The organism is Microbispora sp. ZYX-F-249, from assembly GCF_039649665.1.
GTDB lineage: Bacteria > Actinomycetota > Actinomycetes > Streptosporangiales > Streptosporangiaceae > Microbispora > Microbispora maris.
The window spans coordinates 91256-114209 of sequence record NZ_JBDJAW010000021.1 but is presented as its reverse complement, the minus strand read 5'-3'; the positions used below and the strand labels follow the sequence as shown (position 1 = coordinate 114209).

At 71.6% G+C, this 22954-nt stretch carries 24 protein-coding genes; 18 read left to right on the top strand and 6 right to left on the bottom strand.

Annotated elements, in window-relative coordinates:
- Positions 1-30 precede the first annotated feature (30 nt).
- From AAH991_RS24270 to AAH991_RS24200, 15 genes are all read left to right on the top strand, one after another.
- Entirely contained in the window at positions 31-429 is a 399-nt protein-coding gene (locus AAH991_RS24270) for a phage holin family protein (protein ID WP_346228197.1), read from the top strand.
- Positions 426-1328, top strand: a complete 903-nt coding sequence (locus AAH991_RS24265; RefSeq protein WP_346228196.1) for a DUF3618 domain-containing protein — start codon at positions 426-428, stop codon at positions 1326-1328. The genes AAH991_RS24270 and AAH991_RS24265 overlap by 4 nt, the downstream gene beginning before the upstream one ends.
- Positions 1325-2329, top strand: a complete 1005-nt coding sequence (locus tag AAH991_RS24260) for a YihY/virulence factor BrkB family protein (RefSeq protein ID WP_346228195.1) — start codon at positions 1325-1327, stop codon at positions 2327-2329. The genes AAH991_RS24265 and AAH991_RS24260 overlap by 4 nt, the downstream gene beginning before the upstream one ends.
- A gap of 428 nt (positions 2330-2757) precedes the next feature.
- Positions 2758-3276, top strand: coding sequence for a MaoC family dehydratase (locus AAH991_RS24255; RefSeq protein WP_346228194.1), 519 nt, complete (start codon positions 2758-2760; stop codon positions 3274-3276).
- Positions 3276-4436 (top strand): acyl-CoA dehydrogenase family protein, encoded by a 1161-nt coding sequence (locus AAH991_RS24250; protein ID WP_346228193.1) that lies wholly within the window; start codon positions 3276-3278, stop codon positions 4434-4436. Before AAH991_RS24255 ends, AAH991_RS24250 begins: the two co-directional genes overlap by 1 nt.
- Complete coding sequence (locus AAH991_RS24245; RefSeq protein ID WP_346228192.1) at positions 4433-4870, top strand: HIT family protein; 438 nt, start codon at positions 4433-4435, stop codon at positions 4868-4870. The genes AAH991_RS24250 and AAH991_RS24245 overlap by 4 nt, the downstream gene beginning before the upstream one ends.
- Positions 4871-4950: 80 nt before the next feature.
- Complete coding sequence (locus tag AAH991_RS24240) at positions 4951-5856, top strand: haloalkane dehalogenase (protein ID WP_346228191.1); 906 nt, start codon at positions 4951-4953, stop codon at positions 5854-5856.
- Positions 5857-5964: 108 nt separating this feature from the next.
- Entirely contained in the window at positions 5965-7143 is a 1179-nt protein-coding gene (locus AAH991_RS24235; RefSeq protein WP_346228190.1) for a sensor histidine kinase, read from the top strand.
- A gap of 113 nt (positions 7144-7256) precedes the next feature.
- Positions 7257-7850, top strand: a complete 594-nt coding sequence (locus AAH991_RS24230; protein ID WP_346228189.1) for a Uma2 family endonuclease — start codon at positions 7257-7259, stop codon at positions 7848-7850.
- A gap of 108 nt (positions 7851-7958) precedes the next feature.
- Positions 7959-8708, top strand: coding sequence for a LytR/AlgR family response regulator transcription factor (locus AAH991_RS24225; RefSeq protein WP_346228221.1), 750 nt, complete (start codon positions 7959-7961; stop codon positions 8706-8708).
- Between the two features lie 19 nt (positions 8709-8727).
- Entirely contained in the window at positions 8728-9159 is a 432-nt protein-coding gene (locus tag AAH991_RS24220; protein ID WP_346228188.1) for a hypothetical protein, read from the top strand.
- 43 nt (positions 9160-9202) lie between these two features.
- Positions 9203-10648: a sodium/solute symporter gene (locus AAH991_RS24215; protein ID WP_428834017.1), complete on the top strand. Its 1446-nt coding sequence runs from the start codon at positions 9203-9205 to the stop codon at positions 10646-10648.
- Between the two features lie 180 nt (positions 10649-10828).
- Entirely contained in the window at positions 10829-11173 is a 345-nt protein-coding gene (locus tag AAH991_RS24210) for a DUF485 domain-containing protein (protein WP_346228186.1), read from the top strand.
- Positions 11170-12780, top strand: a complete 1611-nt coding sequence (locus tag AAH991_RS24205; protein WP_346228185.1) for a monocarboxylic acid transporter — start codon at positions 11170-11172, stop codon at positions 12778-12780. Before AAH991_RS24210 ends, AAH991_RS24205 begins: the two co-directional genes overlap by 4 nt.
- Before the next feature lie 170 nt (positions 12781-12950).
- Entirely contained in the window at positions 12951-13559 is a 609-nt protein-coding gene (locus tag AAH991_RS24200; RefSeq protein WP_346228184.1) for a TetR/AcrR family transcriptional regulator, read from the top strand.
- A 25-nt stretch (positions 13560-13584) separates the two neighbouring features.
- Here AAH991_RS24200 and AAH991_RS24195 read toward each other — a convergent pair whose 3' ends face one another.
- On the bottom strand, positions 13585-15138 hold the full coding sequence (locus AAH991_RS24195; protein ID WP_346228183.1) for a WS/DGAT/MGAT family O-acyltransferase: 1554 nt from the start codon (positions 15136-15138) through the stop codon (positions 13585-13587).
- Between the two features lie 372 nt (positions 15139-15510).
- On the bottom strand, positions 15511-15780 hold the full coding sequence (locus AAH991_RS24190; RefSeq protein ID WP_346228182.1) for a hypothetical protein: 270 nt from the start codon (positions 15778-15780) through the stop codon (positions 15511-15513).
- Between AAH991_RS24190 and AAH991_RS40505 the strand changes: the two genes are divergently transcribed.
- Positions 15757-15990 carry a polymorphic toxin type 24 domain-containing protein gene (locus AAH991_RS40505; RefSeq protein WP_428834016.1) on the top strand — a complete coding sequence of 78 codons (234 nt, stop codon included), beginning with the start codon at positions 15757-15759 and terminating at the stop codon, positions 15988-15990. The genes AAH991_RS24190 and AAH991_RS40505 overlap by 24 nt on opposite strands.
- Positions 15942-16388, top strand: a complete 447-nt coding sequence (locus AAH991_RS24185; RefSeq protein ID WP_346228181.1) for a hypothetical protein — start codon at positions 15942-15944, stop codon at positions 16386-16388. Before AAH991_RS40505 ends, AAH991_RS24185 begins: the two co-directional genes overlap by 49 nt.
- Positions 16389-17116: 728 nt before the next feature.
- On the opposite strand, the gene polX is transcribed toward AAH991_RS24185, so the two are convergent.
- The 3 genes from polX to AAH991_RS24170 are packed head-to-tail and all read right to left on the bottom strand — an operon-like array spanning position 17117 to position 20314.
- Complete coding sequence (polX, locus tag AAH991_RS24180) at positions 17117-18802, bottom strand: DNA polymerase/3'-5' exonuclease PolX (RefSeq protein WP_346228180.1); 1686 nt, start codon at positions 18800-18802, stop codon at positions 17117-17119.
- A gap of 5 nt (positions 18803-18807) precedes the next feature.
- Complete coding sequence (locus AAH991_RS24175; RefSeq protein WP_346228179.1) at positions 18808-19755, bottom strand: alpha/beta hydrolase; 948 nt, start codon at positions 19753-19755, stop codon at positions 18808-18810.
- 10 nt (positions 19756-19765) lie between these two features.
- The gene (locus AAH991_RS24170) at positions 19766-20314 is read right to left on the bottom strand and encodes a GNAT family N-acetyltransferase (RefSeq protein WP_346228178.1); all 549 of its coding nucleotides are present in this window, start codon (positions 20312-20314) and stop codon (positions 19766-19768) included.
- A 187-nt stretch (positions 20315-20501) separates the two neighbouring features.
- Between AAH991_RS24170 and AAH991_RS24165 the strand changes: the two genes are divergently transcribed.
- Positions 20502-21800: a TIGR04013 family B12-binding domain/radical SAM domain-containing protein gene (locus AAH991_RS24165; RefSeq protein ID WP_346228177.1), complete on the top strand. Its 1299-nt coding sequence runs from the start codon at positions 20502-20504 to the stop codon at positions 21798-21800.
- 41 nt (positions 21801-21841) lie between these two features.
- Here the strand turns inward: AAH991_RS24165 and AAH991_RS24160 are convergent, their stop codons facing one another.
- Positions 21842-22816, bottom strand: coding sequence for an aldo/keto reductase (locus tag AAH991_RS24160; protein WP_346228176.1), 975 nt, complete (start codon positions 22814-22816; stop codon positions 21842-21844).
- Positions 22817-22954 lie beyond the last annotated feature (138 nt).

Sequence of the window (22954 nt, the reverse complement as noted above, 5' to 3'; positions counted from 1 at the left end):
CGCTTCCCAACCCTGGAAGGGAGGCAGGCCATGACCATCCAGAAGGAGTCGCTGTCCACGGGCGAACTCGTCCGACGGCTGTCCGAGGACGTCTCCCGGTTGATCCGCGACGAACTGCGGCTGGCGCGGCTTGAAATGACGCGCAAGGGCAAACGCGCGGGTATGGGCGCGGGCCTGCTCGGCGCCGCGGGTCTCATCGCGTTCTACGGCGGGGGAGCCCTCGTGGCCACGGCGATCCTGGCGCTCGCGCTGGTGCTGCCCGCCTGGGCCAGCGCCCTGATCATCGGCGCCGCGCTGCTGGCGCTCGCCGGGCTGCTCGCCCTGGTGGGCAAGGAGCAGGTGTCCCGCGCGGCGCCGCCCACTCCCGACGAGGCGATGCGCAGCCTCAAAGCAGACATCGACGTCATGAAGGAGAGTGCGCGCAGATGACCGAGACCGACCCCGGAGCGGCCCGGCCGAACGCCGGCGCCGTGGGTGTGCACAGACAGGACGTGTCCGAGCCGGTCACCGAGCCGGAGTCGCTGAACGCCGTGCGGCAGTCGCGGCCCGGTCCCGAGCCCGTCGCCGCGGCACGGGACACCGAGACCAAGGGCGAGGACGAGAAGAAGGGCCACGACGAGATCGCCGAGGTCCGCCAGGAGATCGAACGGACTCGCGACCACCTGGGCGACACGATCGAGGCCCTGGCCGCCAAGGCCGACGTGAAGGCGCGGGCGCAGGAGCGCGTGCACGCGACCACCGCCGCCGCGCGGGCCAGGGTCGCCGACGTCACCGGCCGGGTGCGCGAGGCCACGCCGGAGCCGGTGCGGGGAGCCGCCGGCAAGGTGAGCGAGCAGGCGAGGCGCCGTCCCGGCCTGGTCGCCGCCGCCGGAGTCGCGGGAACCGCGCTGCTGCTGCTGCGCCGCGTCATCACCCGGAGCCAGGGCCGTACGACGAGGCCCGGCGTGGCCGGCATGTTCCAGAAGCAGGGCATGCCGAGGACGCGTGGGTTCGGCGGAGGCCGCACGGGCCGGGCGACGGGCATGCTCGGGACCGCCGGCAAGATGAGCAAGCCGGCCGGCGGACACCGGATGTTCGGCGCCAAGAAGAGGGCCGGCGGCATTGGCCCGCTCGGCGGCAAGGGCGCGTTCAGCGGGAAGAGCGCCTTCAACGGGCTGCGCATGCCCGGCCGCAAGCGCGGTTTCGGCGCGATGAACACGTTCGGCCGGAAGAGCATTTTCGGCGGCAGGGGAATGCGCGGCGTGTTCGGCAAGACCCGCATGTTCGGCGGCCGCCGGATGTTCCCGCACCCACGTCACACGCTCATGCGGAGGTTCGCCCACCGATGACCGACCCCGAGGACGAGCAGGGGCCGCTCGAGAGGCTGTCGCGTCGCGACTGGATCGGAGTCGTCAAACGCACGGCCAAGGAGTTCAAGGAGGACAACGTTCCCGATTGGGCGGCCTCGCTGACGTACTACGCCGTCCTCTCGATCTTCCCCGGGCTGATCGTGCTGGTGTCGATACTCGGCCTGCTGGGCCAGAGCGCCACCGAACCGCTGCTCGGGAACATCAAGTCGTTGACGCCGGGGCCGGTCCAGCAGATGCTGCAGACCGGCCTCGCCAACGTCCAGCAGCACCAGGGCACCGCCGGGGTGTTCGCGATCACGGGTCTGCTGCTCGCGCTGTGGGCGGCCTCCGGCTACATGGGCGCGTTCATCCGGGCGACCAACGCGATCTTCGACATCCGCGAGGGCCGTCCGTTCTGGAAGGTGACTCCGCTCCGGGTGGGGCTGACGCTCCTGCTGGTGATCCTGATGGCGGCCGCCGTGCTCGCCGTCACCTTCACCGGCCGGCTCGCCGAGATCGCGGGGAACCTGATCGGCCTCGGGCCGACGGCGGTCACGGTCTGGGGCATCGTGAAGTGGCCGGTGCTCGTGCTGCTCGCGGCGGGCATGATCACGCTGCTCTACTACGCCGCGCCCAACGTCCGCCAGCCCGGCGTGCGGTGGCTCAGCCCCGGCAGCCTGTTCGCCGTCGTGGCCTGGGTCGTGGTGTCCGCCGGCTTCGGGCTGTACGTCGCGCGGTTCGGCTCCTACAACAAGACGTACGGCACGCTCGCGGCCGTCGTCGTCTTCCTCGTCTGGCTGTGGCTGTCGAACATCGTCATCCTCTGCGGCGCCGAACTCGACGCCGAGCTCCAGCGCGGCCGCAGGATCGCGGACGGCGAGTCCCCGGCGGAGCCGTACGTCGACCCCCGCGATCCCCCGAAGGACCCCGAGCCCGAGGAAGGCCTGAGCGAGGTGCCCGAGCCACGGCGCGAAGCGCGCCAGGAGGCCGACGCGCCCTGAGGCCGCCCTCGGTCGTATTGAAAGCCCCGGAAGGCCCGGCCCTGCGCCGGGCCTTCCTGCGCCTTCTCCCGGCACGGGAGACGACGGGGCCGGGGTCCGGTCAGCAGCAGTAGTAGTCCGCGCTGGCCGGCGTGGCCGACGCCGCGGCGATCGCGGCGGTGACGCCGATGGACATGAGGACGGTGAGAACGGCGGCGGCGATACGTCGGCGCATGACGAGCTCCTTTTTCGAGTCTCGGTAGGGGGATCTGCCGCGCGTCCGGGCTCGGCCGCCTTCCACTGCGGTGGAGCCCGCACGAAGCAATCCCCACTGTTGGAGACACGCGTCACATATACCAGGTCTGTGCATGTCCGGAACTGTTCCGAACGTTGGAGAACCGGTGCCGTGGGTCCTCCTGTGGCGGGAAGATCCAGAATAGTATTCTGGTGTGACGGTCCATGAAGCCCGGATCGGGCGTTACTACGAGGACTTCGTGGTCGGCGACGTCTACCAGCACCCACTCGGCCGGACGATCAGCGAGGCCGACAACACCTGGTTCACGCTGCTGACGATGAACACCAACCAGAACCACTTCAACGCGCACTTCGCCGCCGGGTCTCCGGCAGGGAAGATCATCGTGAATTCGGGGCTCTCGGTGGCGATCGTGCTCGGGCTGTCGGTCATCGACGTCAGCCAGACGGCCATGATGAACCTCGGCTGGGACGAGATCCGGCTGACCCATCCGGTCTTCGTGGGCGACACGCTCTACGCCGAGTCGATGGTGGTGGACAAGCGCGAGTCGAAATCCCGGCCGTACGCCGGCATCGTCACCTGCCGGACCCGGGGGCTGAACCAGGACGGCGACGAGGTGATGTCCTGGCGGCGCGCGGTGATGGTCTACAAGCGCGACGCGCCGCACGACAAGGGATACTTCCCGCGCGCCAAGACCGGCCCGATGGAGGCGTGATGGACTTCGAGCTGAACGAGGACCAGCGGCTGTTCCGGCAGACGCTGCGGGAGTTCGTGGACAAGGAGATCGTCCCCGTCGCGCCGGAGTGGGAGCGCACGGGCCGCTACCCGGCGGAGATCGTCGAGCGGTTCGGGCAGCTGGGGCTGTTCGGCGTCACGATCCCGGAGGAGTACGGCGGGCTCGACCTCGACCGGGTGTCGTTCGCCCTCGTCTTCGAGGAGATCGCCCGGGGCTGGATGGGCGTGGCGGGGGTGCTCGGCTCCCACTCGCTGTCCGCGTGGATGATCGCCAGATACGGCACCGAGGAGCAGCGCCGCCACTACCTGCCCGGCCTCGCCACGGGAGCGCGCCGCACCGGGATCGCGCTGACCGAGCCGGGCGCGGGAACCGACCTGCAGGGCATCGCCACCCGGGCGGTCCGCGACGGCGACCACTATGTCGTCACCGGGACCAAGACGTGGATCACCAACGCCCGGCACGCCGACCCGCTGCCCGTCCTGGTGAAGACCTCGATCGAGACGCCCGCCCACCGCGGGATGTCGGTGCTGCTCGTGGACGGCGGCAGCGAGGGCCTGACCGTCAGCCGCGACCTGCCCAAGCTGGGTTACAAGGGCACGGAGACCTGCGAGGTCGTCCTCGACGGCGTGCGGGTGCCGGCGTCCCGGCTGCTCGGCGGCGTGGAGGGGCGCGGTATGCAGCAGGTGCTGTCGGCGCTCGAACTCGGCCGCCTCAACATCGCGGCCCGGGCCGTCGGCGTCGCCCAGTGCGCCTACGACGCGGCGCTGGGCTACGCCCGCGAGCGGCACGCGTTCGGGCAGCCGATCGCGGGCTTCCAGGCGATCCAGCTCAAGCTGGCCGACATGGCGACCGAGATCCAGGCGGCCAGGCTGATGACGTACTGGGCGGCCACGAGGTCGGAGGCGGGGCCGGTGCGCAGCGAGGCCGCGATGGCGAAGTACTTCGCCTCGGAGGTGGCGCTGCGGGCGACGTTGGAGGCGATGCGGATCCACGGCGGGTACGGCTACTCGCAGGAGTTCGTGGTCGAGCGCCTCTACCGGGACGCGCCGCTGATGGCGATCGGCGAGGGCACCAACGACGTGCAGCGGCTCATCATCGCCAAGGCGCTCGTCGAGGGCGACGCCACGCTGGGCTGGTGACCGTGGACGGCTGCGTGTTCTGTGAGATCGCGGCGGGGGAGCGGCCCGCCCACGTGGTGCTGGACGACGAGGTCGCGGCGGCCTTCCTCGACGCCCGGCCGGTTTTCAAGGGGCACGTGCTCGTCGTGCCGCGCGGCCACGCCGAGACCCTGCCGGACCTTCCGCCGGCATCGGTCGGGCCGTTCTTCGGCCGGGTCCAGGCCGTCGCGCGTGCGGTCGAGGCGGGCACCGGCGCGGCCGGAACGTTCGTCGCGATGAACAACCGGATCAGTCAGAGCGTGCCCCACCTGCACGTCCACGTCGTGCCGCGCAACCGCAAGGACGGCCTGCGCGGCTTCTTCTGGCCCCGGGTCAAGTACGACGGCGACGCCGAGATGGAGGACTACGCCGCCCGTATCCGCGCCGCACTGGAGGCGCCCGCGGGTTCTGACTGACGCCCCCGCCCCGTGCGGTGCGTCCCGCGCCCCGCCCACCCTGTCGTATCCGACGAACCTACGTCGTAAAGGACCACAGCATGGATTTCCTGCGTACCCCTGACGAGCGCTTCGCCGAGCTGCCGGACTTCCCCTACGAACCCCGCTACGCCGAGGTGACCGGCGGCGCCCGGATGGCGTACGTCGAGGCGGGTCCCGCGGACGGCCCGCCGGTGCTGCTGCTGCACGGGGAGCCGAGCTGGTCGTTCCTCTATCGGCACGTCATCGCCGTGCTGGCCGAGGCGGGCTGCCGGGCCGTCGCCCCCGACCTGGTGGGCTTCGGCCGCTCCGACAAGCCGTCCCGCCCGGAGGACCACACCTATGCCCGGCACGTGGAATGGGTGCGGTCGCTCGCCTTCGACGCGCTCGGCCTCGATGGCGTGACGGTGGTGGGCCAGGACTGGGGCGGGCTGATCGGACTGCGGCTCGTCGCCGAGCATCCGGACCGGTTCGCCCGGGTCGTCGCCGCCAACACCGGCCTGCCGACCGGCGACATCCCGATGCCGGAGGTGTGGCACCGCTTCCGGGAGGCCGTCGAGAAGGCACCGGTGCTCGACATCGCCCGGTTCGTCCAGTCCGGCTGCGTCACCGAGCTGTCCGAGCCCGTACGGCGGGCCTACGACGCGCCGTTCCCCTCGGAGGAGTTCAAGGCCGGGCCGCGGGCGATGCCGGGCCTGGTTCCGATCACTCCCGGCGACCCCGCGTCCCCCGCCAACCGTGCCGCCTGGGAGACGCTCATCAACCTCGGCCTGCCGTTCCTCGTGGCGTTCTCCGACCGCGACCCCATCACCGGCGGCATGGCGCCGATCCTGAAGAAGTCCATGCGCGGCGCGGCGGGGCTCGACCACCCCGTCATCGCCGGCGCCGGTCACTTCCTGCAGGAGGACGCGGGCCGCGAGCTGGGCGAGGCGGTCGCCGCGTTCGTCCACAAGACGCCCGCCGGTTAGGCCCCGGGAGCGCCGCCGTCGAGTGCCGGAGCGTCCCGGCGCGCGATGACGACCGTTCGCCGCCGCGCGAGCGGGCGGGTGGGCGGACGGGGGGTAGGCTGCGGCGGCGTGGAACCGGTCGTCACCGCGCTCGTCGTCGCCGTCCTCGTCGCCGTGCCGGCCGTCGTGCTGTGGCGGGTGCTGCGCGGCCGCCGCGACCTCGGCAGCAGTCCCGCCGAGCGGGCGACCTTCGAGACGCTGCACACCGCGTCGCTGGCCGCGCCGCCGCTGCGTGCCGGGCTCACCCAGGCCGGGGCGCTCAAGGCGTCGCGGCACCTGCGCGAGCTGCTCGGCTCCCCGGCCATCGCCGTCACCAACGTGGAGGAGCTGCTCGTCTACGACGGCGCGGGCGACCACCACGCGGCCGACGCGTTCGAGCACGCCGCGGAGACGCTGAAGGACGGCCGCACCCAGGTGCTCGCGCTCGACTGCACCCGGCCCGAGTGCCCCGTCAGGCACGCCGTCGTCGTCCCGCTCACCACCGACGACCGCGTCGTCGGCTCGCTCGCGGCGTACGGCGACCACGCCTCGGCCGGGCTCGTGCGGGCGGCGCAGGAGGTCGCGCGATGGGTGGACTCCCAGCTGGAGCTGGCCGAGCTCGACCGCTCCCGGACCATGCTGATGGAGGCGGAGGTCCGGGCGCTGCGGGCGCAGATCTCGCCCCACTTCATCTACAACTCGCTGACCACCATCGCGTCGTTCGTCCGCACCGACCCCGAGCAGGCCAGGGAACTGCTGCTGGAGTTCGCCGACTTCACCCGCTACTCCTTCCGGCGGCACGGCGACTTCACCACCCTGGCCGAGGAGCTGCGCTCGATCGACCGCTACCTCACGCTCGAGCGGGCCAGGTTCGGCGATCAGCTCGAGGTCACGCTGCGCATCGCGCCGGAGGTGCTGCCCGTGGCCGTGCCGTTCCTGTGCCTGCAGCCGCTCGTGGAGAACGCCGTACGGCACGGCCTGGAGGCCAAGCCGGGCGTGGGCCGGATCACGATCGTCGCCGAGGACGCGGGCGCGGAGTGCGTCATCACCGTCGAGGACGACGGCGTCGGAATGGACCCCGAACGGCTGCGGCGGGTGCTGGCGGGGGAGGACCGCTCGGGCGCGGGCGGCATCGGCGTGGCCAACGTCGACGAGCGGCTGCGCCAGGTCTACGGCGACGAGTACGGCCTCGTGGTGGAGACCGGGGAGGGCGCCGGCACCAAGGTCGCCGTACGGGTCCCCAAGTATCACCCCGGCGTCCGGACTTGAGCCGAGGGTCGTGCCCCTCGCGTCCTGACCATTCGAAAAGCTGTGCGTATCGATCCGATTACTGTTAGTGTCCGCACTGGTCAGGCCGCCCCTTGCCCGGAGGTTCTAAGCTGATGAGCGTGACGATCGAGTTCGACCAGCACGGGACCGATTACCCGTGGACCCGGGACGATACGCGCGACCTGCCGGAAGGATTCCGGTACGAGATCGAGGACGGGAACCTCCTGGTCATGAACTCCCCCGCACCCGAGCACCAGTACGTCGCCAACCGGCTGATGCGCATCCTCGATGACGCGGCCGAGGACGCCGGGCTGGATCTGATCACGATCGGCCCGGTCGACGTCGACGTTCCGGGCCCATTGTCCGGCTACCGCAGTCCCGATCTGGTCACCGTGCCGGGCAAGCTGGCCGAGGGCGGCTACGACCTGCTCAAGGGGCACGACGTCCTGATCGCCACCGAGATCACCGGCAAGGACGCGATCACCCGCGACATGATCACCAAGCGTCAGGTCTACGCGAGCATCGGCATCCCGTTCTACTGGGTGGTCCGTCTCGACCAGCCGGAGCCGCGCCTCATCGTCTTCGAGCTCGCCGCGGGCGAATATCGCCAGCGGCACGACGTGCGGATGGGGGAGCCGGTGACGCTCGACGAGCCGTTCCGGGTGACGCTCGACCCCGGGGCGCTGCTCCGCCGCCGCCCGGGCTGACCCTGACCACCGCGATCCGAGCCGTGATGCGGTCGTGATGAGGAGGCGTTGACTTCGGCACGTTCCGGTCATCACTCTCTTATGGATCGGTCGGTGAGAGGGGTGATCGTGAGCGGTCTGCGGGTTCTGGCGGTTGACGACGAGCAGCCCGCGCTGGAGGACGTCGCCTACCTGCTGCGCGCGGACCCCCGGATCGGCGACGTGCTGACCGCCCGCGACGGAGCCGCCGCGCTGCGGCTGCTCGACCGCGCGATCGCGGACGGCAAGCCGGTGGATGCGGTCTTCCTCGACATCCGCATGCGCGGGCTCGACGGGGTGGTGCTGGGGCGGCTGCTGACCCAGTTCACCCGGCCCCCGAAGATCGTCTTCGTGACGGCGTACGAGGCCCACGCCGTCGACGCGTTCGAGCTGAAGGCCGAGGACTACCTGCTCAAGCCCGTACGGCCGGAGCGGCTGGCCGAGGCGATCCGCCGGGTGTGCGGCAGCCGGGGCGAGCAGGGAGAGGGACCGCAGGCGGACACGATCCCGGTCGAGCTGGGCGGCGTCACCCGGTTCGTGGCCAGCACCGAGGTGCGCTACGTCGAGGCGCAGGGCGACTACGCGCGGCTGCACACGGCGACCGGCAGCCACCTGGTCCGCATCCCGCTGGCCACGCTGGAGGAACGCTGGGCGTCGGCCGGGTTCCTGCGCGTCCATCGCAGCCATCTCGTCGCGGTCAAGCACATCGACGAGCTGCACATCGACTCGGGCAAGTGCGTGGTGCGGGTGGGCGACACCGAGATCCCGGTGAGCCGCCGCCACACGCGGGAGCTGCGCGACCTGCTCGTCCGCCGGGCCAGGAAGGGCCAGGCCCGGTGAGCGCCGCGGAGTCCGGGCGGTGACCGGCAAGCCCCGCAAAGCGGCGACGGGCGCGCGCGGACAGGGCGAGGCGGCGGCGCCGGGCGGAAAGCCCCGCAGGGTGACGGTGACCAGCCCCCGCACGGCGGCGGCGCGTCGGCCGCGGCACCCGCTCACCCGGGAGATCGACGAGCAGACCCGCCTGGGCGAGGTCTACATGGGCTCGCTGGTGCGGACCCAGTTCCGCCTGGCGTTGTTCGTGTGCACCGTGCTGGCCTGCGTCGTGGGCGGCCTGCCGCTGCTGTTCCTGCTGGCCCCGGAGCTGCGGGCGGTCCAGCTGCTCGGGCTGCCGCTGCCGTGGGTCGTGCTCGCGGGGCTGGTCTACCCGGCGCTCGTCGCGGGCGCCTGGCTGTACGTGCGGCAGGCCGAGCGCAACGAGCGGGACTTCGCCGACCTCGTGGAGCGCCGGTGAGGACGGCACGCCGGTGAGCCAGATCGCCGCGGTCGTCCTGGTGATGCTGGCGACCGTGCTCATCGGTGCGTTCGGCATCCGGATGTCCCGCACCACGTCGGACTTCTACGTCGCCTCGCGTACGGTGTCGCCGCTGTGGAACGCCTCGGCGATCGGGGGCGAGTACCTGTCGGCGGCCTCCTTCCTCGGCATCGCGGGCCTGATCCTCACCTTCGGCGCGGACATGCTCTGGCTGCCGGTCGGCTGGACCGGCGGCTATCTCGTGCTGCTCGTGCTGGTGTCGGCGCCGCTGCGGCGGTCGGGGGCCTACACCCTGCCCGACTTCGCCGAGGCGCGCCTGGAGTCGATGACGGTGCGGCGGCTGTCGAGCGTGCTCGTCGTGCTGATCGGCTGGCTGTACCTCATGCCGCAGTTCCAGAGCGCCGGGCTGGTCTTCCGTACGATCACCGGGGCGCCGCCGTGGGCGGGCAGCCTGCTGGTGGCGGTGGTGGTCGCGACCAACGTGCTGTCGGGCGGCATGCGGTCGATCACCTTCGTCCAGGCGTTCCAGTACTGGCTGAAGCTGACCGCGCTGGCGGTGCCGCTGGCGTTCATGCTCGTGGCCTGGTGGTCCGACGGGACGCCCGGGCTCGCCCCGGGGGACGAGTGGGCGCTGCCGCTGCACGGGCGCGAGCACCCGGTCTACGAGACCTACTCGCTGATCCTCGCGACGTTCCTCGGGACGATGGGGCTGCCGCACGTGCTCGTCCGCTTCTACACCAATCCCGACGGCCGGGCCGCGCGCCGGACCACGCTTCTCGTGCTGACGCTGCTCGGCGCCTTCTACCTGATGCCGGCCGTGTACGGCTACCTCGGCCACGTCTACGGCATGCCGGAGAGCGACACGGTGGTCATCGCGCTGCCCGGCCGGCTGGTCGGCGGGCCGGTGGGCGAGTTCCTGACCGCGCTGGTGACCGCGGGGGCGTTCGCGGCGTTCCTGTCGACGTCGTCGGGGCTGACGGTGTCGGTCGCCGGGGTGATCGCGCAGGACATCCTGCGCGGCGGGGTGCGCGCGTTCCGCGTCGCGACCGTGCTCGCGGTGCTCGTGCCGCTCGCGCTGGCCGGCGCGGCCCGGTCGCTGCCGGTGGCGACCGTGGTGGGGCTGGCGTTCGCCGTGGCCGCCTCGTCGTTCTGCCCGCTGCTCGTGCTCGGCATCTGGTGGCGCAGGCTGACGACGGCGGGGGCGATGGCGGGGTTGCTGGCCGGCGGAGGGCTGGCCTGCGCGGCGGTCGTGGTCACCATCACCGGCGGACCGCACTCCGGCTGGGCGGGGTCGCTGCTGGCCCAGCCAGCGGCCTGGACGGTGCCCGTGTCGTTCACGGTCATGGTGGTGGTGTCGCTGCTCACGCCGTCGCGGGTGCCGCGCGGCGTCGCGCGCACCATGGTCCGCCTGCACACCCCGGAGACGCTGAACGTCGACCGCGGCGACTGGCACCCGCGGTACATGTAGGTCGTCCGCCGGTGGCCGCCGGACCGCTCGGCGCGTGCAAACGACCATTCGTCGCATGGATGCGCCATGTGAACGAGCGGGCGGTACGGCTGGGCGACACGGCGGGCATCGGGACTCGTCGGCGGACGCGTCGCGCTCCTACGTTGAAGTGATTCAGATCACTTTGCCGGAGGAGATCTTGTGACCGTCCAGCACGATCCATCGGTTTATGAGCGTATACAGGCGGGTGAGCAGTTCCAGGAGCTGCGCCGCCGCTACCGTTCCTGGGCCTTCCCCATGACCGTCGCCTTCCTGGCGTGGTATCTGCTCTATGTGGTGCTCTCCGGGTTCGCCCGCGACTTCATGGGCACCAAGCTGTTCGGCAACATCAACGTCGCCCTCGTCTTCGGCGTGCTGCAGTTCGTCTCGACGTTCCTGATCGCCTGGGCGTACTCGCGGCACGCGGCGGCCAAGCTCGACCCGATCGCCGACGAGCTGCGCGGCGAGGCCGAGAGCCGCGACGAGGTCGGGGAGGGCGCCAAGTGAGTCACGAGACGCTGTCCACGATCCTCTTCGTCGTCTTCGTCGCCGGTACGCTCGCCATCACGTTCTGGGCCAGCCGCAACACCAAGAGCGCGTCCGACTTCTACGCCGGCGGCCGGTCGTTCAGCGGCCTGCAGAACGGCCTGGCGATCGGCGGCGACTACATGTCGGCCGCGTCGTTCCTCGGCATCGCCGGCATCATCGCGCTGTCGGGCTACGACGGCTTCCTCTACTCCATCGGCTTCCTCGTGGCCTGGCTGGTGGCGCTGCTGCTCGTCGCCGAGCTCATGCGCAACTCCGGCAAGTACACGATGGCCGACGTGCTGGCGTTCCGGATGTCGCCGCGCCCGGTCCGTACGGCGGCCGGCGTGTCCACGATCGTCGTGAGCATCTTCTACCTGCTCGCGCAGATGGTCGGCGCGGGCGCGCTCGTCGGCCTGCTGCTCGGCGTCCACTCCGAGGCCGGCAAGATCGTAACGATCATCGCGGTCGGCCTGCTGATGATCATCTATGTCGTGTTCGGCGGCATGAAGGGCACCACCTGGGTGCAGATCGTCAAGGCCGTCATGCTGATGGTCGGCGCGGCGCTGATCACCCTGCTCGTGCTCGGCAAGTTCGGCTTCAACCTGTCCGGGCTGCTCGGCGACGCCGCGAGCGCGAGCGGCAAGGGCGAGGCGTTCCTCAAGCCCGGTCTCAAGTACGGCACGGACGCCCAGGGCGTCTGGGGCAAGATCGACCTGATCAGCCTCGGCCTGGCCCTGGTCCTCGGCACCGCCGGACTGCCGCACGTCCTCATCCGCTTCTACACGGTGCCGACCGCCAGGGACGCCCGCAAGTCGGTCATGTGGGGCATCGGCATCATCGGCGTGTTCTACCTGCTGACGCTGGTGCTCGGCTTCGGCGCCGCCGCCGTGGTGGGCTCGAAGACGATCGCCGAGGCCGACAAGGCCGGCAACACGGCGGCCCCGCTGCTCGCCCAGCAGGTGGGCCAGGACATCTTCGGCGACGTCGGCGGCACGGTGCTGCTGGCGGTCATCGCGGCGGTCGCGTTCGCCACGATCCTCGCGGTCGTCGCGGGCCTGACCCTCGCGTCCTCCTCCAGCTTCGCCCACGACCTGTACGCCCACGTCTTCAAGCGGGGCACCGCCACCGAGCGTCAGGAGGTCGTGGTCGCCCGCGTCGCCGCGTTCGTGATCGGCGCGGTCGCGATCGCGCTGAGCATCTTCGCCCAGTCGCTCAACGTGGCCTTCCTGGTCTCGCTGGCCTTCGCGGTCGCCGCGTCGGGCAACCTGCCGGCGATCCTCTACAGCCTGTTCTGGAAGAGATTCAACACGGCGGGCGCGGTCTCGGCCATCTACGGCGGCCTGGTCTCCGCCGTGGTGCTGGTGATCTTCTCGCCGGTCGTCTCGGGCGCGCCGACGGCGATGTTCCCCGACGCCGACTTCCACCTGATCCCGCTGTCGAACCCGGGCATCTTCTCGATCCCGATCGGCTTCCTGTGCGGCTACCTCGGCACGATCCTGAGCAAGGAGTACAACGCTCCGAAGTACGCCGAGATCGAGGTCCGCTCGCTGACCGGCCTCGGAGCCGAGAAGGCAACGAGCCACTGACACCGGTTCCCGGCCGTACGTCGCCGGCCTCCCGGCGGTGCCACCCACCGCCGCCGGGGGCCGGCACCCCCATACTCCCGCCCGCCGGCCACCGCCGGCGGGCGGGCGTATGCGTGCCCTGTCCCTCGCGTCATGGTGTTGGGGCACCCGCTCTGGTTATGGTTCGGTCCGTGGACAGCCCTCTCCAGACGGCCAAGGCGTGGTCGCGTTCACGCTCGCGGAGAGGGATGCGGCCGCCCGACGGCGACGCCCGCACCCGCATCCTGGACGCCGCCGAGGAACTGTTCGCGGGCGGCGGCTACGAGGCCACCCCGACCGCGCGCATCGCCGAACTGGCCGGCGTGCCCAAGGGCCTGGTCTTCCACTACTTCCCCCGCAAGATCGACGTACTGATCTCGCTGGTGGACGAGCGCACCGTGGTGGTCGAGGAGGAGGTGGAGGCGGTCCCCGGCGACGCGGCGGGGGCGCTGTCGCGGCTCGCCCGCAGGCTGCCGCTGCGCGCGTCCCCGGCGATGCGGCGCATCCTGTTCCGGGAGGCCGACACCCACCTGTCCGTACGGGAGCGCCTCGGCCGTCTCAACGCCGAGATCATCCGCCGGGCCAGGTTCGCCCTGGAGCTCGCCCTGCCGGGCGGCCGCGGTGACGCCGCACGGCTGGAGGCCGCGGCCGCGACCTTCGCCGCGGTCCTGCTGTACCAGGAGAGCATCTGCCTGCTCACCGGCCACCACATCGACCCCGACGCGGTCGCGGAGCTGATCGCGAACGCCCTCCTGCACTGACGAGGGCCGTGCCGACGCCCGGCGGTCAGGCGGGCACCATCTCCTGCCGCTCCTCCCGCTCCTTGTGGGGCCGCACGGGCACCGCGTCCCCGGGCTGGGCCACGTCGTGCGGGGAGTCGTCGAGCAGGGCCAGGAGCTCGTCCATCGCCTCACGCAGGTGGTCGACGACGCTCCAGACGTCGGGCAGCCGGGTGGGGCAGGCGACGACGCCGAAGTCCAGGCGGCCGTCGTAGGACGCGCAGGTGATGCTGAGTCCCCCGGTGGCGTCGGTGACCACCGACAGCGGGTGGTAGGACAGCATCCGGGCGCCGCAGAGATACAACGGCAGGCGGGGACCGGGCACGTTCGACACGATGAGGTTGACCCCCGCCCCCGCGACGCCCGCGAGGCGGAACACCACCGGTGTGGCCAGCGCCGCGAGGGCGTTCGGCAGCATCGCGCACACGTCGTCCAGCCAGGTGCGGTGGGACACGGCGAAGCGCCGCTTGGCGGCGGCCAGCGCGGCGCGTACGGCCGTCAGCCGCTCCCGGGGGCAGGCGACGTCGGTGGCCAGCGGCGTGACCATCGCCGAGATGCGGTTGCCGACCCGGCCCTCGGCCGCGTCGCCGGACGACCCGCCGGAGTGAGGGCGCAACGCCACCGGCACGGCGGCCACCAGCGGCCGGTCGGGCAGCGCGTCGTGGGCGATCAGCCACCGCCGCAGCGCCGAGGCGCACAGCGTCATCACCACGTCGTTCGGGCCCATGCCGAAGGCCCTGGCCACCCTCCTGACCTCCGCCAGCGGCACGGAGCCGAAGGCGACCTCCCGCGTGCCGGAGATCGGGCCATTGAACGGCGTACGCGGCGCGACAGGCGGCGGCGTCTCGGGCAGCGGGCGCGAGTCGCCCGCGAGCGCGCGGGCGGCCTGGGCCACGAGCCGGGCGTCGGGCAGCGCCGCGACCACCGGGATCGTGTCCAGGTCCGCGGCGGCACGGGCGAGCGAGCACAGCGTCTCCACCGGCTGGACGATCGACCGGGCGACCGCCCCGGCTAGCATCGTGAGCAGGCTGGGCGGCACCGGCGGCGCCGGGGCGGGAGGTGCGTCCACCCTGCATGGCCGCGGCGACGGATCGAGCAGCGCGGTCAGGATCTCCGAGCCCGACACGCCGTCGATCACACAGTGGTGCACCTTGATGTAAAGGGCGCAGCGGCCGCCCGCCAGGCCGTGGATGAGGTGCGCCTCCCACAGCGGCCGTCCGCGGTCGAGCCGCCGCGCGTGGACGCCCGCCACGTACGCCGCCAGTTCCCGCTCCCCGCCGGGCGCCGGAAGGGTGGCCTCGCGCACGTGCGCGTCGACGTCCACGTCCGGGTCGTCGAGCCAGTACGGCCGGTCGAGCCCGAAGGGCACGTCGGCCAGCCGCATCCGCAGCGGCGGGGCGAGATGCAGCCGCTCGCGCAGCAGGACGAGCAGCGCCTCCCTGGTCAGCGTGCCGGAGGGCGAGGTCGACGGGTCGAGCACGACGACACCCGCCACATGGGCCGCGGTCGTCGCCGACTCCACACTCAGGAACTGCGCGTCGAGTGCCGTCAACTGGCGCATCTCGTCATCCTTCCGCTCACGCCGCCCGATCCGCTCCCGGCGCGCTGACCGCCCCGGCCCCGGTCCGCCCGGGCGTCGTCGGCCGGCGGTCCTCCCACCCGCGGCGGGCCCCCGGCCCACCACGATCGCCCGCCCACACACCGCGACCATCATCGCGGCGCGGAGTTACCGGCGCATTTCTCCCACGTGCCGCGCGGGGATGTTCAGGCGCGCCCGTGACCGTCCCGAGACGATCGGCCCGCCCTGATGCGGGCCGAGTACGAGGCCGGGAACATGAGCCGCGTCCACGAGGCATGGAAGGCATGCCTTGCAGCGGTCGCCGAAGTCAGCGCCATCCCCACCCGGAGACCGCCGCCCTCTACCGTCAGCTCACTACCGTTCGTCGCCCCGCCTGAGGAATATCACCAGGGTGGGGTCTGTCCAATCAACTGCGACAGAGCCGTTGTTCTTACAGTCCCGGGAGCGCCGCCGGTCCTCGTTCACAATGACAACGGCGGTATCGACCTCAGCAAGGCGACTCTCTGGCAGGGTCGATTCCCGGTCGGTGGTGCGATCGATGCTGGCGGTCCTGCGAACGGAATTCTTTATCGAACTCAGGATGGCGTCATCCTGCGACGAGTGGATCTGGTAGGTGCCGCTCATGGCGGAGTGCCCACACCCCACGTCCAAGAGTTCAGCAGGCACGAGACTCCCGATGGCCGGGTCTTCCCGCAGCAGAGTGAGATAGCGACTCCTGCCGCGCTCCAGTTGCTGAGGCGATCAATAAGGGACGATGCTCGTGGACGGAAGAGTCGGGAGAGGCGGTGGGCATCGTGGATCTCAGTAAGCTCCCCCAGGCGGATGGCTGGATGACGACCGCCGACGGCTTCGATGTCCGTGCGTTCCTGCTCGCCAATGTGACGGTGGGCGAGGCCGCCGCGCTCTCCTTGCTCTTCTGGCCCGAGTTCGTCGAATATCGTGATTGCGTGTTCTTGGGCGCCTTGTTCGACAAACGTAGTGTCGACACCTGGTTCGAAGAGCTGAAGGGCGACAGATCGGCCGTCGAGAACGTCGTCAACCATCTTCACCTGTGGGATGTTTTCGCACCCAGGTCCGAGTCCGAGTACGCGATCCTGCCTGAGGTCGCATCGCGTGTGGCGGCTATGTGGCGCGCCGCGCTGAGAGACGCGTTCCCGGCACGCGAATTCGTTGTCGCAGTCCTCGGCGAGGAGGGCGACTACGGCCCTACGGTGTCATTCCGATCGGCGTGAAGCAGTCGATCCGGCCCGTCGATTCGGCGAGCCCGGTCCGACCACTTTCACGGCGATCACGTCAGAATCGGCTCGGTGCATCCAGGCTGAGCGGTTCGGCTGGAGTGTGAAATCGCGGCCGTGGTCAGCCCGGTGGCCCGGCTGTCGCGCCGGATGGGCGGGGTTCCACGGCCCGCGGGTCGGTGCCGGGAGCGCCTGAAGCCGCGGGTGATGGCGGCGACCCGGGTCGGCTCTGTCCCGTAATCGGTTTGCGCCGTGAGGCGCTGTGGGTTCGAGCGGAGGTGAGAGACCACCGCCTTTCGCCTGTCGCAGCAGGTGATGGGAACTGAGGGCAGCCTGCCCCGGGTGACACCGGGAAGGGCGGGAGCGGCCCTGACAACGCCGAGACGTTTCAGTACTGCCAGATGAGGCGGGTCCGGCAAGCGAGACGAAGAGGAGTACGCGAGGAACCGGCGTTTTACGTCCTTCACCTGTGACACCGACTCGAACCTGGCGGATAGGGGTCGGGCGCGGTGCTTCCCCGCTTCCTACCGTTGCGGCGGGGATTTTCCCGGTCGGTATACGAAAGCTGGCCGGGAGGCCATGAGGAAGGTCTGCGGCGTACTCATGGCGATGCCGCTGGGACACAGCCGGGCTCCTCCTCCGACGAGCGAACCACAGTGGACACGGGAACCATCCGAGATCCACTACTTCGGCACCCGCGGATATCGGGAGGCGGCGGGGCGCGGTCAGGCCCTGCCCAGGTGGGCCAGCAGGCGGTCGAGGGGCCAGGTGTTGACCACGTCGTCCGGGGTGAGCCAGGCCCGCTGCGCGATGCCCACGCCGAACCTCTGGTGGGCCAGGTGGGGGATGGCGTGGGAGTCGCTGTCGATCGAGAACTTCACGCCGTGGTGGCGCGCGAGCCGTACGAGGTCGGAGGGCAGGTCGGCGCGGTCGGGGTAGGAGTCGATCTCCATGATCGTGCCGGTCCTGGCGGCGGCGCGGAACACCGCCTCCCAGTCCGCGTCCACCGGCGGCCGCTTGCCGATCTTCCGGGTCGTGGGGTGACCGATGACGTGGACGTGCGGGTTCTCGCACGCCGCGATGAAGCGGCGGGTCATCTCCTCCCGCGACTGGGTGAAGTGGGAGTGCACCGACGCGACGCAGACGTCGAACCCGGCCAGCACCTCGGCCGGCCAGTCGACCGAGCCGTCCGGGGCGATGTTCAGCTCGCTGCCGTGCAGCAGCCGCATGTCCGGGTAGCTCTTCTGCAGCTCGGCGATGCGGGCGCGCTGCGCGAGGGCCTTGTCGAGGGTCATCCGCTGCATGACCAGGTCGGGCGCGTGATCGGTCACCGCGTAGTAGGAGTAGCCGCGCATCGCGGCGGCGGCGGCCATGTCCTCCAGCGAGGCGATCCCGTCGGTCAGGTCGGTGTGCGTGTGCAGGTCGCCCCGCAGGTCGTGCAGCTCGACCAGGCGCGGCAGTTCGCCCCGCAGCGCGGCATCCACCTCGCCGCCGTCCTCGCGCAGCGCGGGAGGCACCCACCGCATGCCGAGCGCCTGGTAGATCTCCTCCTCGGTCTCCGAGGCGATGAGGCGGTCGCCGTCGAACAGGCCGTACTCCGACAGCTTCCAGCCTTTCTTGACCGCCATCTCCCGGATGCGGACGTTGTGCTCCTTGCTGCCGGTGAAGTAGACCATCGCGGCGCCCCACGACTCGGCGGGGATCAGCCGCAGGTCGACCTGGAGGCCGCGATCGGTCCTGACCGAGGTCTTCCGCTCGCCCTTCGCGATCACTTCGGTGACGTACGGCTGCCGCGCGAACAGCTCCATCAGGGCGGGGTCGCCGACGGCGAGGATGTCGATGTCGCCGATCGTCTCGCTCATCCGGCGCAGTGACCCGGCGAAGGCGATCCGGTCGGCGGGCAACGAGGCGATGACCCGCTCGGCCAGATCGGTGGCGATGCCGAGGTGGACCCGGTCGCCCGAGCGCTCCATGTGCTCGATGCCTTTGAGCAGGTTCTCCTCCGTCTTGGCGCCGAAGCCGCGCAGGCCGTTCAGGCGGCCGGCCCGGATCGCCTCGGCCAGCGCGGCGGGGGAGTCGATGCCGAGCTCCTGGAACAGGAACAGCGCCTTCTTCGGGCCGAGCGAGGGGATCCGGGTCAGCGCGCGCACCCCCTCGGGCACCCGGCCGCGCAGGTCGTCGAGCTGGCGGAAGCTGCCGCGCTCGAGGAACTCCTCGATCTTCTTGGCGATGGCCTCGCCCACGCCGGGGATCGACCGCAGAGTCTCCCTGGTGAGATCCTCGGGAAACCCCGCGATGGACTTGGCCGCCCTCTGGTAGCTGCGCACGCGGAAGGCGTCCCCGCCGTTCAGTGCGAAGAGCTCGGCATACTCCTGCAGCGCGGCGGCCGCCTCGTCATTGGCCCGTCCCATGTGTCTCAGGGTAGAAGAAGCGGCAGCGCTCGTTCGAACGAACGCATCCAGTACGGCCAGGTGTGCGTGCCGTTTCCGTAGAAATCCGTCGTCACCTTCACCCCGGCCTTCTCCGCTGCCCTGGCGAAGTTCAGGTTCTGCCGCATGATCGCGGCTTCGGTGCGATCGCTCGTCGCGCCGCCCTGGCGGCCCGGGTCCAGCGGGCCGGGCTCGCCGTCGCCCGAGGACGCGTAGAGGCGCACGCCCTTCAGCCGCCCGGCGAGGTCGGCGGGGTTGTGCTCCGCCCAGGCGCTCGGGTCGCCCCACAGGTCCTTGGTGTCCACGCCGTTGTCCGCCATGAACCTCCGATATCCACGGACGTCGTCGCGAATGTCGAGCACCCCGGAGAACGACGCCGCGGCCTCGAACACGCCCGGATGCCGGGCGGCGTAGACGAACGCGCCGAGCCCGCCCATGGAGAACCCGGCCACCGCGCGGCGCGTGCCGGCGCCGTACCGCGGCTCGACCAGGCGGGGCACCTCGGTCATGTGGAACGTCTCCCAGCCGGGGCCGTCGCGCCAGTCGGCGTACCAGCCCATCGAACCGCCCTCGGGGACGATGACGACGGCGTCGAGGCGGGCGGTCAGCCGGGCCGTCTCGCCCGTCCTGAGCCAGTCCCAGGCGCCGCCGGCGCAGCAGCCGTGCAGGAGGTAGAGCACGCGCCAGCCGGTGGACCCCGGTGTCCAGCCTGCGGGCTTCAGCACCCACACGGAGCGCAGCCCGCCCGTGGCCGGGGAATCGATGACGAGTTTGTCCGTCCGGCCGTCCACGGCCTCCCGCGAGACGATCTCGGCCGAAGCCGTGGCCGGGGACCGGGCGGGCGGCGACGCCGCGGACCCGGCGGCGCCCTGGCAGCCGGTCACCATGACGACGGGCACGAGCCACGTCAGGATCTTCTTCACGGGGAGCTGCATCTCATAGCGATCACCCCCCGTCAACCCCGGAGAAGGGTTCCGCGTACGCGAAGAGCCCGCGCGGCGGCGGGGCCGGCCGGTCGAAAACCCGGACCTGGAAGAACTTCCCCCACTTCGGCTCCGGGGCCGTCACGCCGTACGCCTGCGAGTGCTCGAAGCCGAAGCGCGAGTAGTACGCGGGGTCGCCGAGCAGCGCGACCAGGGGCTCGCCGAGCGCCTCGGCCGCGCCGAGCACGGCGTGCACGAGCGCGGAGCCCACGCCCCGGCGCTGGTGGGCGGGGTGCACGGCCAGCGGGCCGAGGCCGAGCACGGGCACGGCCCCCACGTGGGCCCTCGTGCAGACGACGTGACCCGCGATCCCGCCGTCGGGCGCCGGCGCGACGAGCGACAGCTCCGGCAGCCAGCCGGGGTCGCCGCGCAGCTCGTCGAGCAACGTCACCTCGACCGGCAGCCCGTCCGGCCGGCCGGGGTCCCGGGTCGCCTGGTAAGGGGCGAAGGCGGCGGCGACCACCGCGCGGACGGCCTCGGCGTCGCCGGGGTTCTCTCGTCGGATCAGCATGCGGCCAGCCTTCCGCCCGGCCTCCCCGGGGGCAACGGATTAAAGGCGGGTGTCCCGCCCCCGCTGTGCCGCCCCCGCTGTGCCGCCCCCGCGCACGTGCCTGTGTGCGGCCAGTGGCGGAACGGGACATCCCCGGCCGGTTCCGCGCGGTGCGGGGGAGGCGGGCGGTGGCACTACCCTGCCAGGGGTGAGCCTCGATGTGTCCGTGGTGGTCCGCTACCGCAAGGCCGTGACGTACGGCGTGAACGCGCTGCTCGGCGCGCTGGAGACCGCGAAGGCGGAGTGCGACCTGCGGCTCGGGACCACCCCCGGGGAGACCGCGGCGCACATCGCGGACAGCTCCGCGGAGCGGGTCCTGGTCCTCTGGTCGTTCTACTCGCCCGACGCCGAGGCGATGGCCGCCGAACTGGCCGCCGTGCGCGCCCTCGCCGACGACCCCAGGGTCCTGCACATCGCCGGCGGAGTGCACGCCACCGCCGAGCCGCAGCAGGTCCTCGACGCCGGCTGGGATCTCGCCGCGATCGGCGAGGGCGAGCCGACGATCGTCGCGCTGGTCGAGGCGCTGCGTGCGGACCGGCCGCTCACCACCGTGCCCGGGCTGGCGGTGCGCGACGCCGACGGCGTGGCGCTGCGCACGCCGCCGGCCCCGCAGCTGCCGCTGGACGCCTTCCCGTCCTTTCCCGACCGGCGCCGCCACTTCGGGCCGATCGAGATCACGCGGGGCTGCGCCTACACGTGCCGCTTCTGCCAGACGCCCTTCATGTTCGGCGGCAGGTTCCGGCACCGCGGCGTGGACAGCGTGCGCGAGCACGTCCGCCGGATGGCCGCCCACGGACTGCGCGACGTCCGCTTCATCACCCCCACCTCCCTCTCGTACGGCACGCAGGGGCCGGAGCCGGCGCTGGACGCCGTGGAGGAACTGCTGGCGGGCGTGAAGGAGGAGCTGCCCGCGAACGGGCGGGTGTTCTTCGGCAGCTTCCCCTCCGAGATCCGCCCCGAGCATGTGACACCCGAGGCGATGCGGCTGCTCAAGCGCTACGTGGCCAACGACAACATCATCATCGGGGCGCAGTCGGGCTCCGACCGCGTGCTGGCCGCGGCCGGGCGCGGCCACGGCAGCGAGCCGGTGCGCGACGCGGTGCGCATCGCCGTGGAGCACGGCTTCCGCCCGAACGTCGACTTCATCTTCGGGCTGCCCGGCGAGGCCGCGGAGGACCAGGACGCGTCCCTGCGGCTCGCCGCCGACCTCGCCGACCTCGGGGCGCGCATCCACACCCACACGTTCATGCCGCTGCCCGGCACGCCGTGGCGGGACGCCGAGCCCGCGTTCATCCCGCTGGACACGATGCGTGAGCTGGACCGGCTCGCCCAGCGCGGCGACGCCTACGGGCACTGGCGCAAGCAGGCCGAGCACGCGGCGCGGCTGGCCGAAACGGCCAAGGCCTACCCGCGCCGCGCCCGGCGCCGCCGTACGACCGACGGCTGACGCCACGGCCCGCGCGAGCCGTGGCCCGCGCGGTCAGGGCGTCAGAACTGCTGCGGCCGGGTCTGGTACGGCTCCTCCAGGTAGGCGATCTCCTTGTCGGTGAGCCCGAGGTCCACGGCGGCGAGCGCGTCGTCCACGTGGTGGCCCTTGGTGGCGCCGATGATGGGGGCCACGACCGCGGGCTTGGCCAGCAGCCAGGCGAGTGCGACGGTCGCGGGGGAGACGCCGCGCTCGGTGGCGGTCCGCGCCACCCGATCGAGGATCGCCTCGTCGGCGGGCCCGCCGTACAGCTGCTCCTGCCTGGCGCCGTCGCCGACCTGCCGCGTCGTGTCGGCCGGCTTGCCCGCGCGGGCGAGCAGGCCGCGCGCGAGGGGGCTCCAGGGAATGAGCCCCACGCCCTGGTCGAGGCACTGCGGGATCATCTCCCGCTCCTCCTCGCGGTGCAGCAGGTTGTAGTGATCCTGCATGCTGACGAAGCGGGTCCAGCCGTTCTTGTCCGCGGCGTGCTGGGCCTTGGCGAACTGCCACGCCCACATGCTGGAGGCGCCGATGTAGCGGGCCTTGCCGGCCCGGACGATGTCGTGGAGGGCCTCCATCGTCTCCTCGATCGGCGTCTCGTCGTCCCACCGGTGGATCTGGTACAGGTCGACGTAGTCGGTGCCGAGGCGGGTCAGGGAGGCGTCGATGGCCGACATGACGTGCTTGCGGGACAGGCCGTAGTCGTTCCTGCCCTCGCCCATGGGGAAGTAGACCTTGGTGGCCAGCACGTAGTCGTCGCGCCGGGGGAAGATCTCGCGCAGCAGCCGTCCGGTGACCTCCTCGCTGACGCCTCCCGAATACACGTCGGCGGTGTCGAAGAAGGTGACGCCGCCCTCGGCCGCCTTGCGCACGATGGGCTCGGCGTGCTCCTCGTCCAGAACCCAGCCGCCCCACTTGGCCGGCTCGCCGTAGCTCATCATGCCCAGGCAGATCCTGCTGACCTTCATGCCGGTGGTGCCGAGTCGTCGATATTCCATGTGAAGCACCCTATTCACCCCGGGCGCGCGGCGGAGCGGCAGCGGTGGCCCTGCGCCGGCCGCGACCGGTGACTGATCGAGCGTCTGCTCTCCCTGTCCGTAACGTGCTTCGCCACGCATCGGTCGCCGGACTCCGCT

Bases quoted from the DNA above. Each gene is read 5' to 3' on its own strand.
- AAH991_RS24175 (WP_346228179.1), bottom strand. From the start codon at position 19,755: ATGCAGCTCCCCGTGAAGAAGATCCTGACGTGGCTCGTGCCCGTCGTC.
- AAH991_RS24195 (WP_346228183.1), bottom strand. From the start codon at position 15,138: ATGCGCCAGTTGACGGCACTCGACGCGCAGTTCCTGAGTGTGGAGTCG.
- AAH991_RS24265 (WP_346228196.1), top strand. From the start codon at position 426: ATGACCGAGACCGACCCCGGAGCGGCCCGGCCGAACGCCGGCGCCGTG.
- AAH991_RS24230 (WP_346228189.1), top strand. From the start codon at position 7,257: ATGAGCGTGACGATCGAGTTCGACCAGCACGGGACCGATTACCCGTGG.
- AAH991_RS24160 (WP_346228176.1), bottom strand. From the start codon at position 22,816: ATGGAATATCGACGACTCGGCACCACCGGCATGAAGGTCAGCAGGATC.
- AAH991_RS24260 (WP_346228195.1), top strand. From the start codon at position 1,325: ATGACCGACCCCGAGGACGAGCAGGGGCCGCTCGAGAGGCTGTCGCGT.
- polX (WP_346228180.1), bottom strand. From the start codon at position 18,802: ATGGGACGGGCCAATGACGAGGCGGCCGCCGCGCTGCAGGAGTATGCC.
- AAH991_RS24190 (WP_346228182.1), bottom strand. From the start codon at position 15,780: ATGAGCGGCACCTACCAGATCCACTCGTCGCAGGATGACGCCATCCTG.
- AAH991_RS24240 (WP_346228191.1), top strand. From the start codon at position 4,951: ATGGATTTCCTGCGTACCCCTGACGAGCGCTTCGCCGAGCTGCCGGAC.
- AAH991_RS24250 (WP_346228193.1), top strand. From the start codon at position 3,276: ATGGACTTCGAGCTGAACGAGGACCAGCGGCTGTTCCGGCAGACGCTG.
- AAH991_RS24270 (WP_346228197.1), top strand. From the start codon at position 31: ATGACCATCCAGAAGGAGTCGCTGTCCACGGGCGAACTCGTCCGACGG.
- AAH991_RS24215 (WP_428834017.1), top strand. From the start codon at position 9,203: ATGCTGGCGACCGTGCTCATCGGTGCGTTCGGCATCCGGATGTCCCGC.
- AAH991_RS24170 (WP_346228178.1), bottom strand. From the start codon at position 20,314: ATGCTGATCCGACGAGAGAACCCCGGCGACGCCGAGGCCGTCCGCGCG.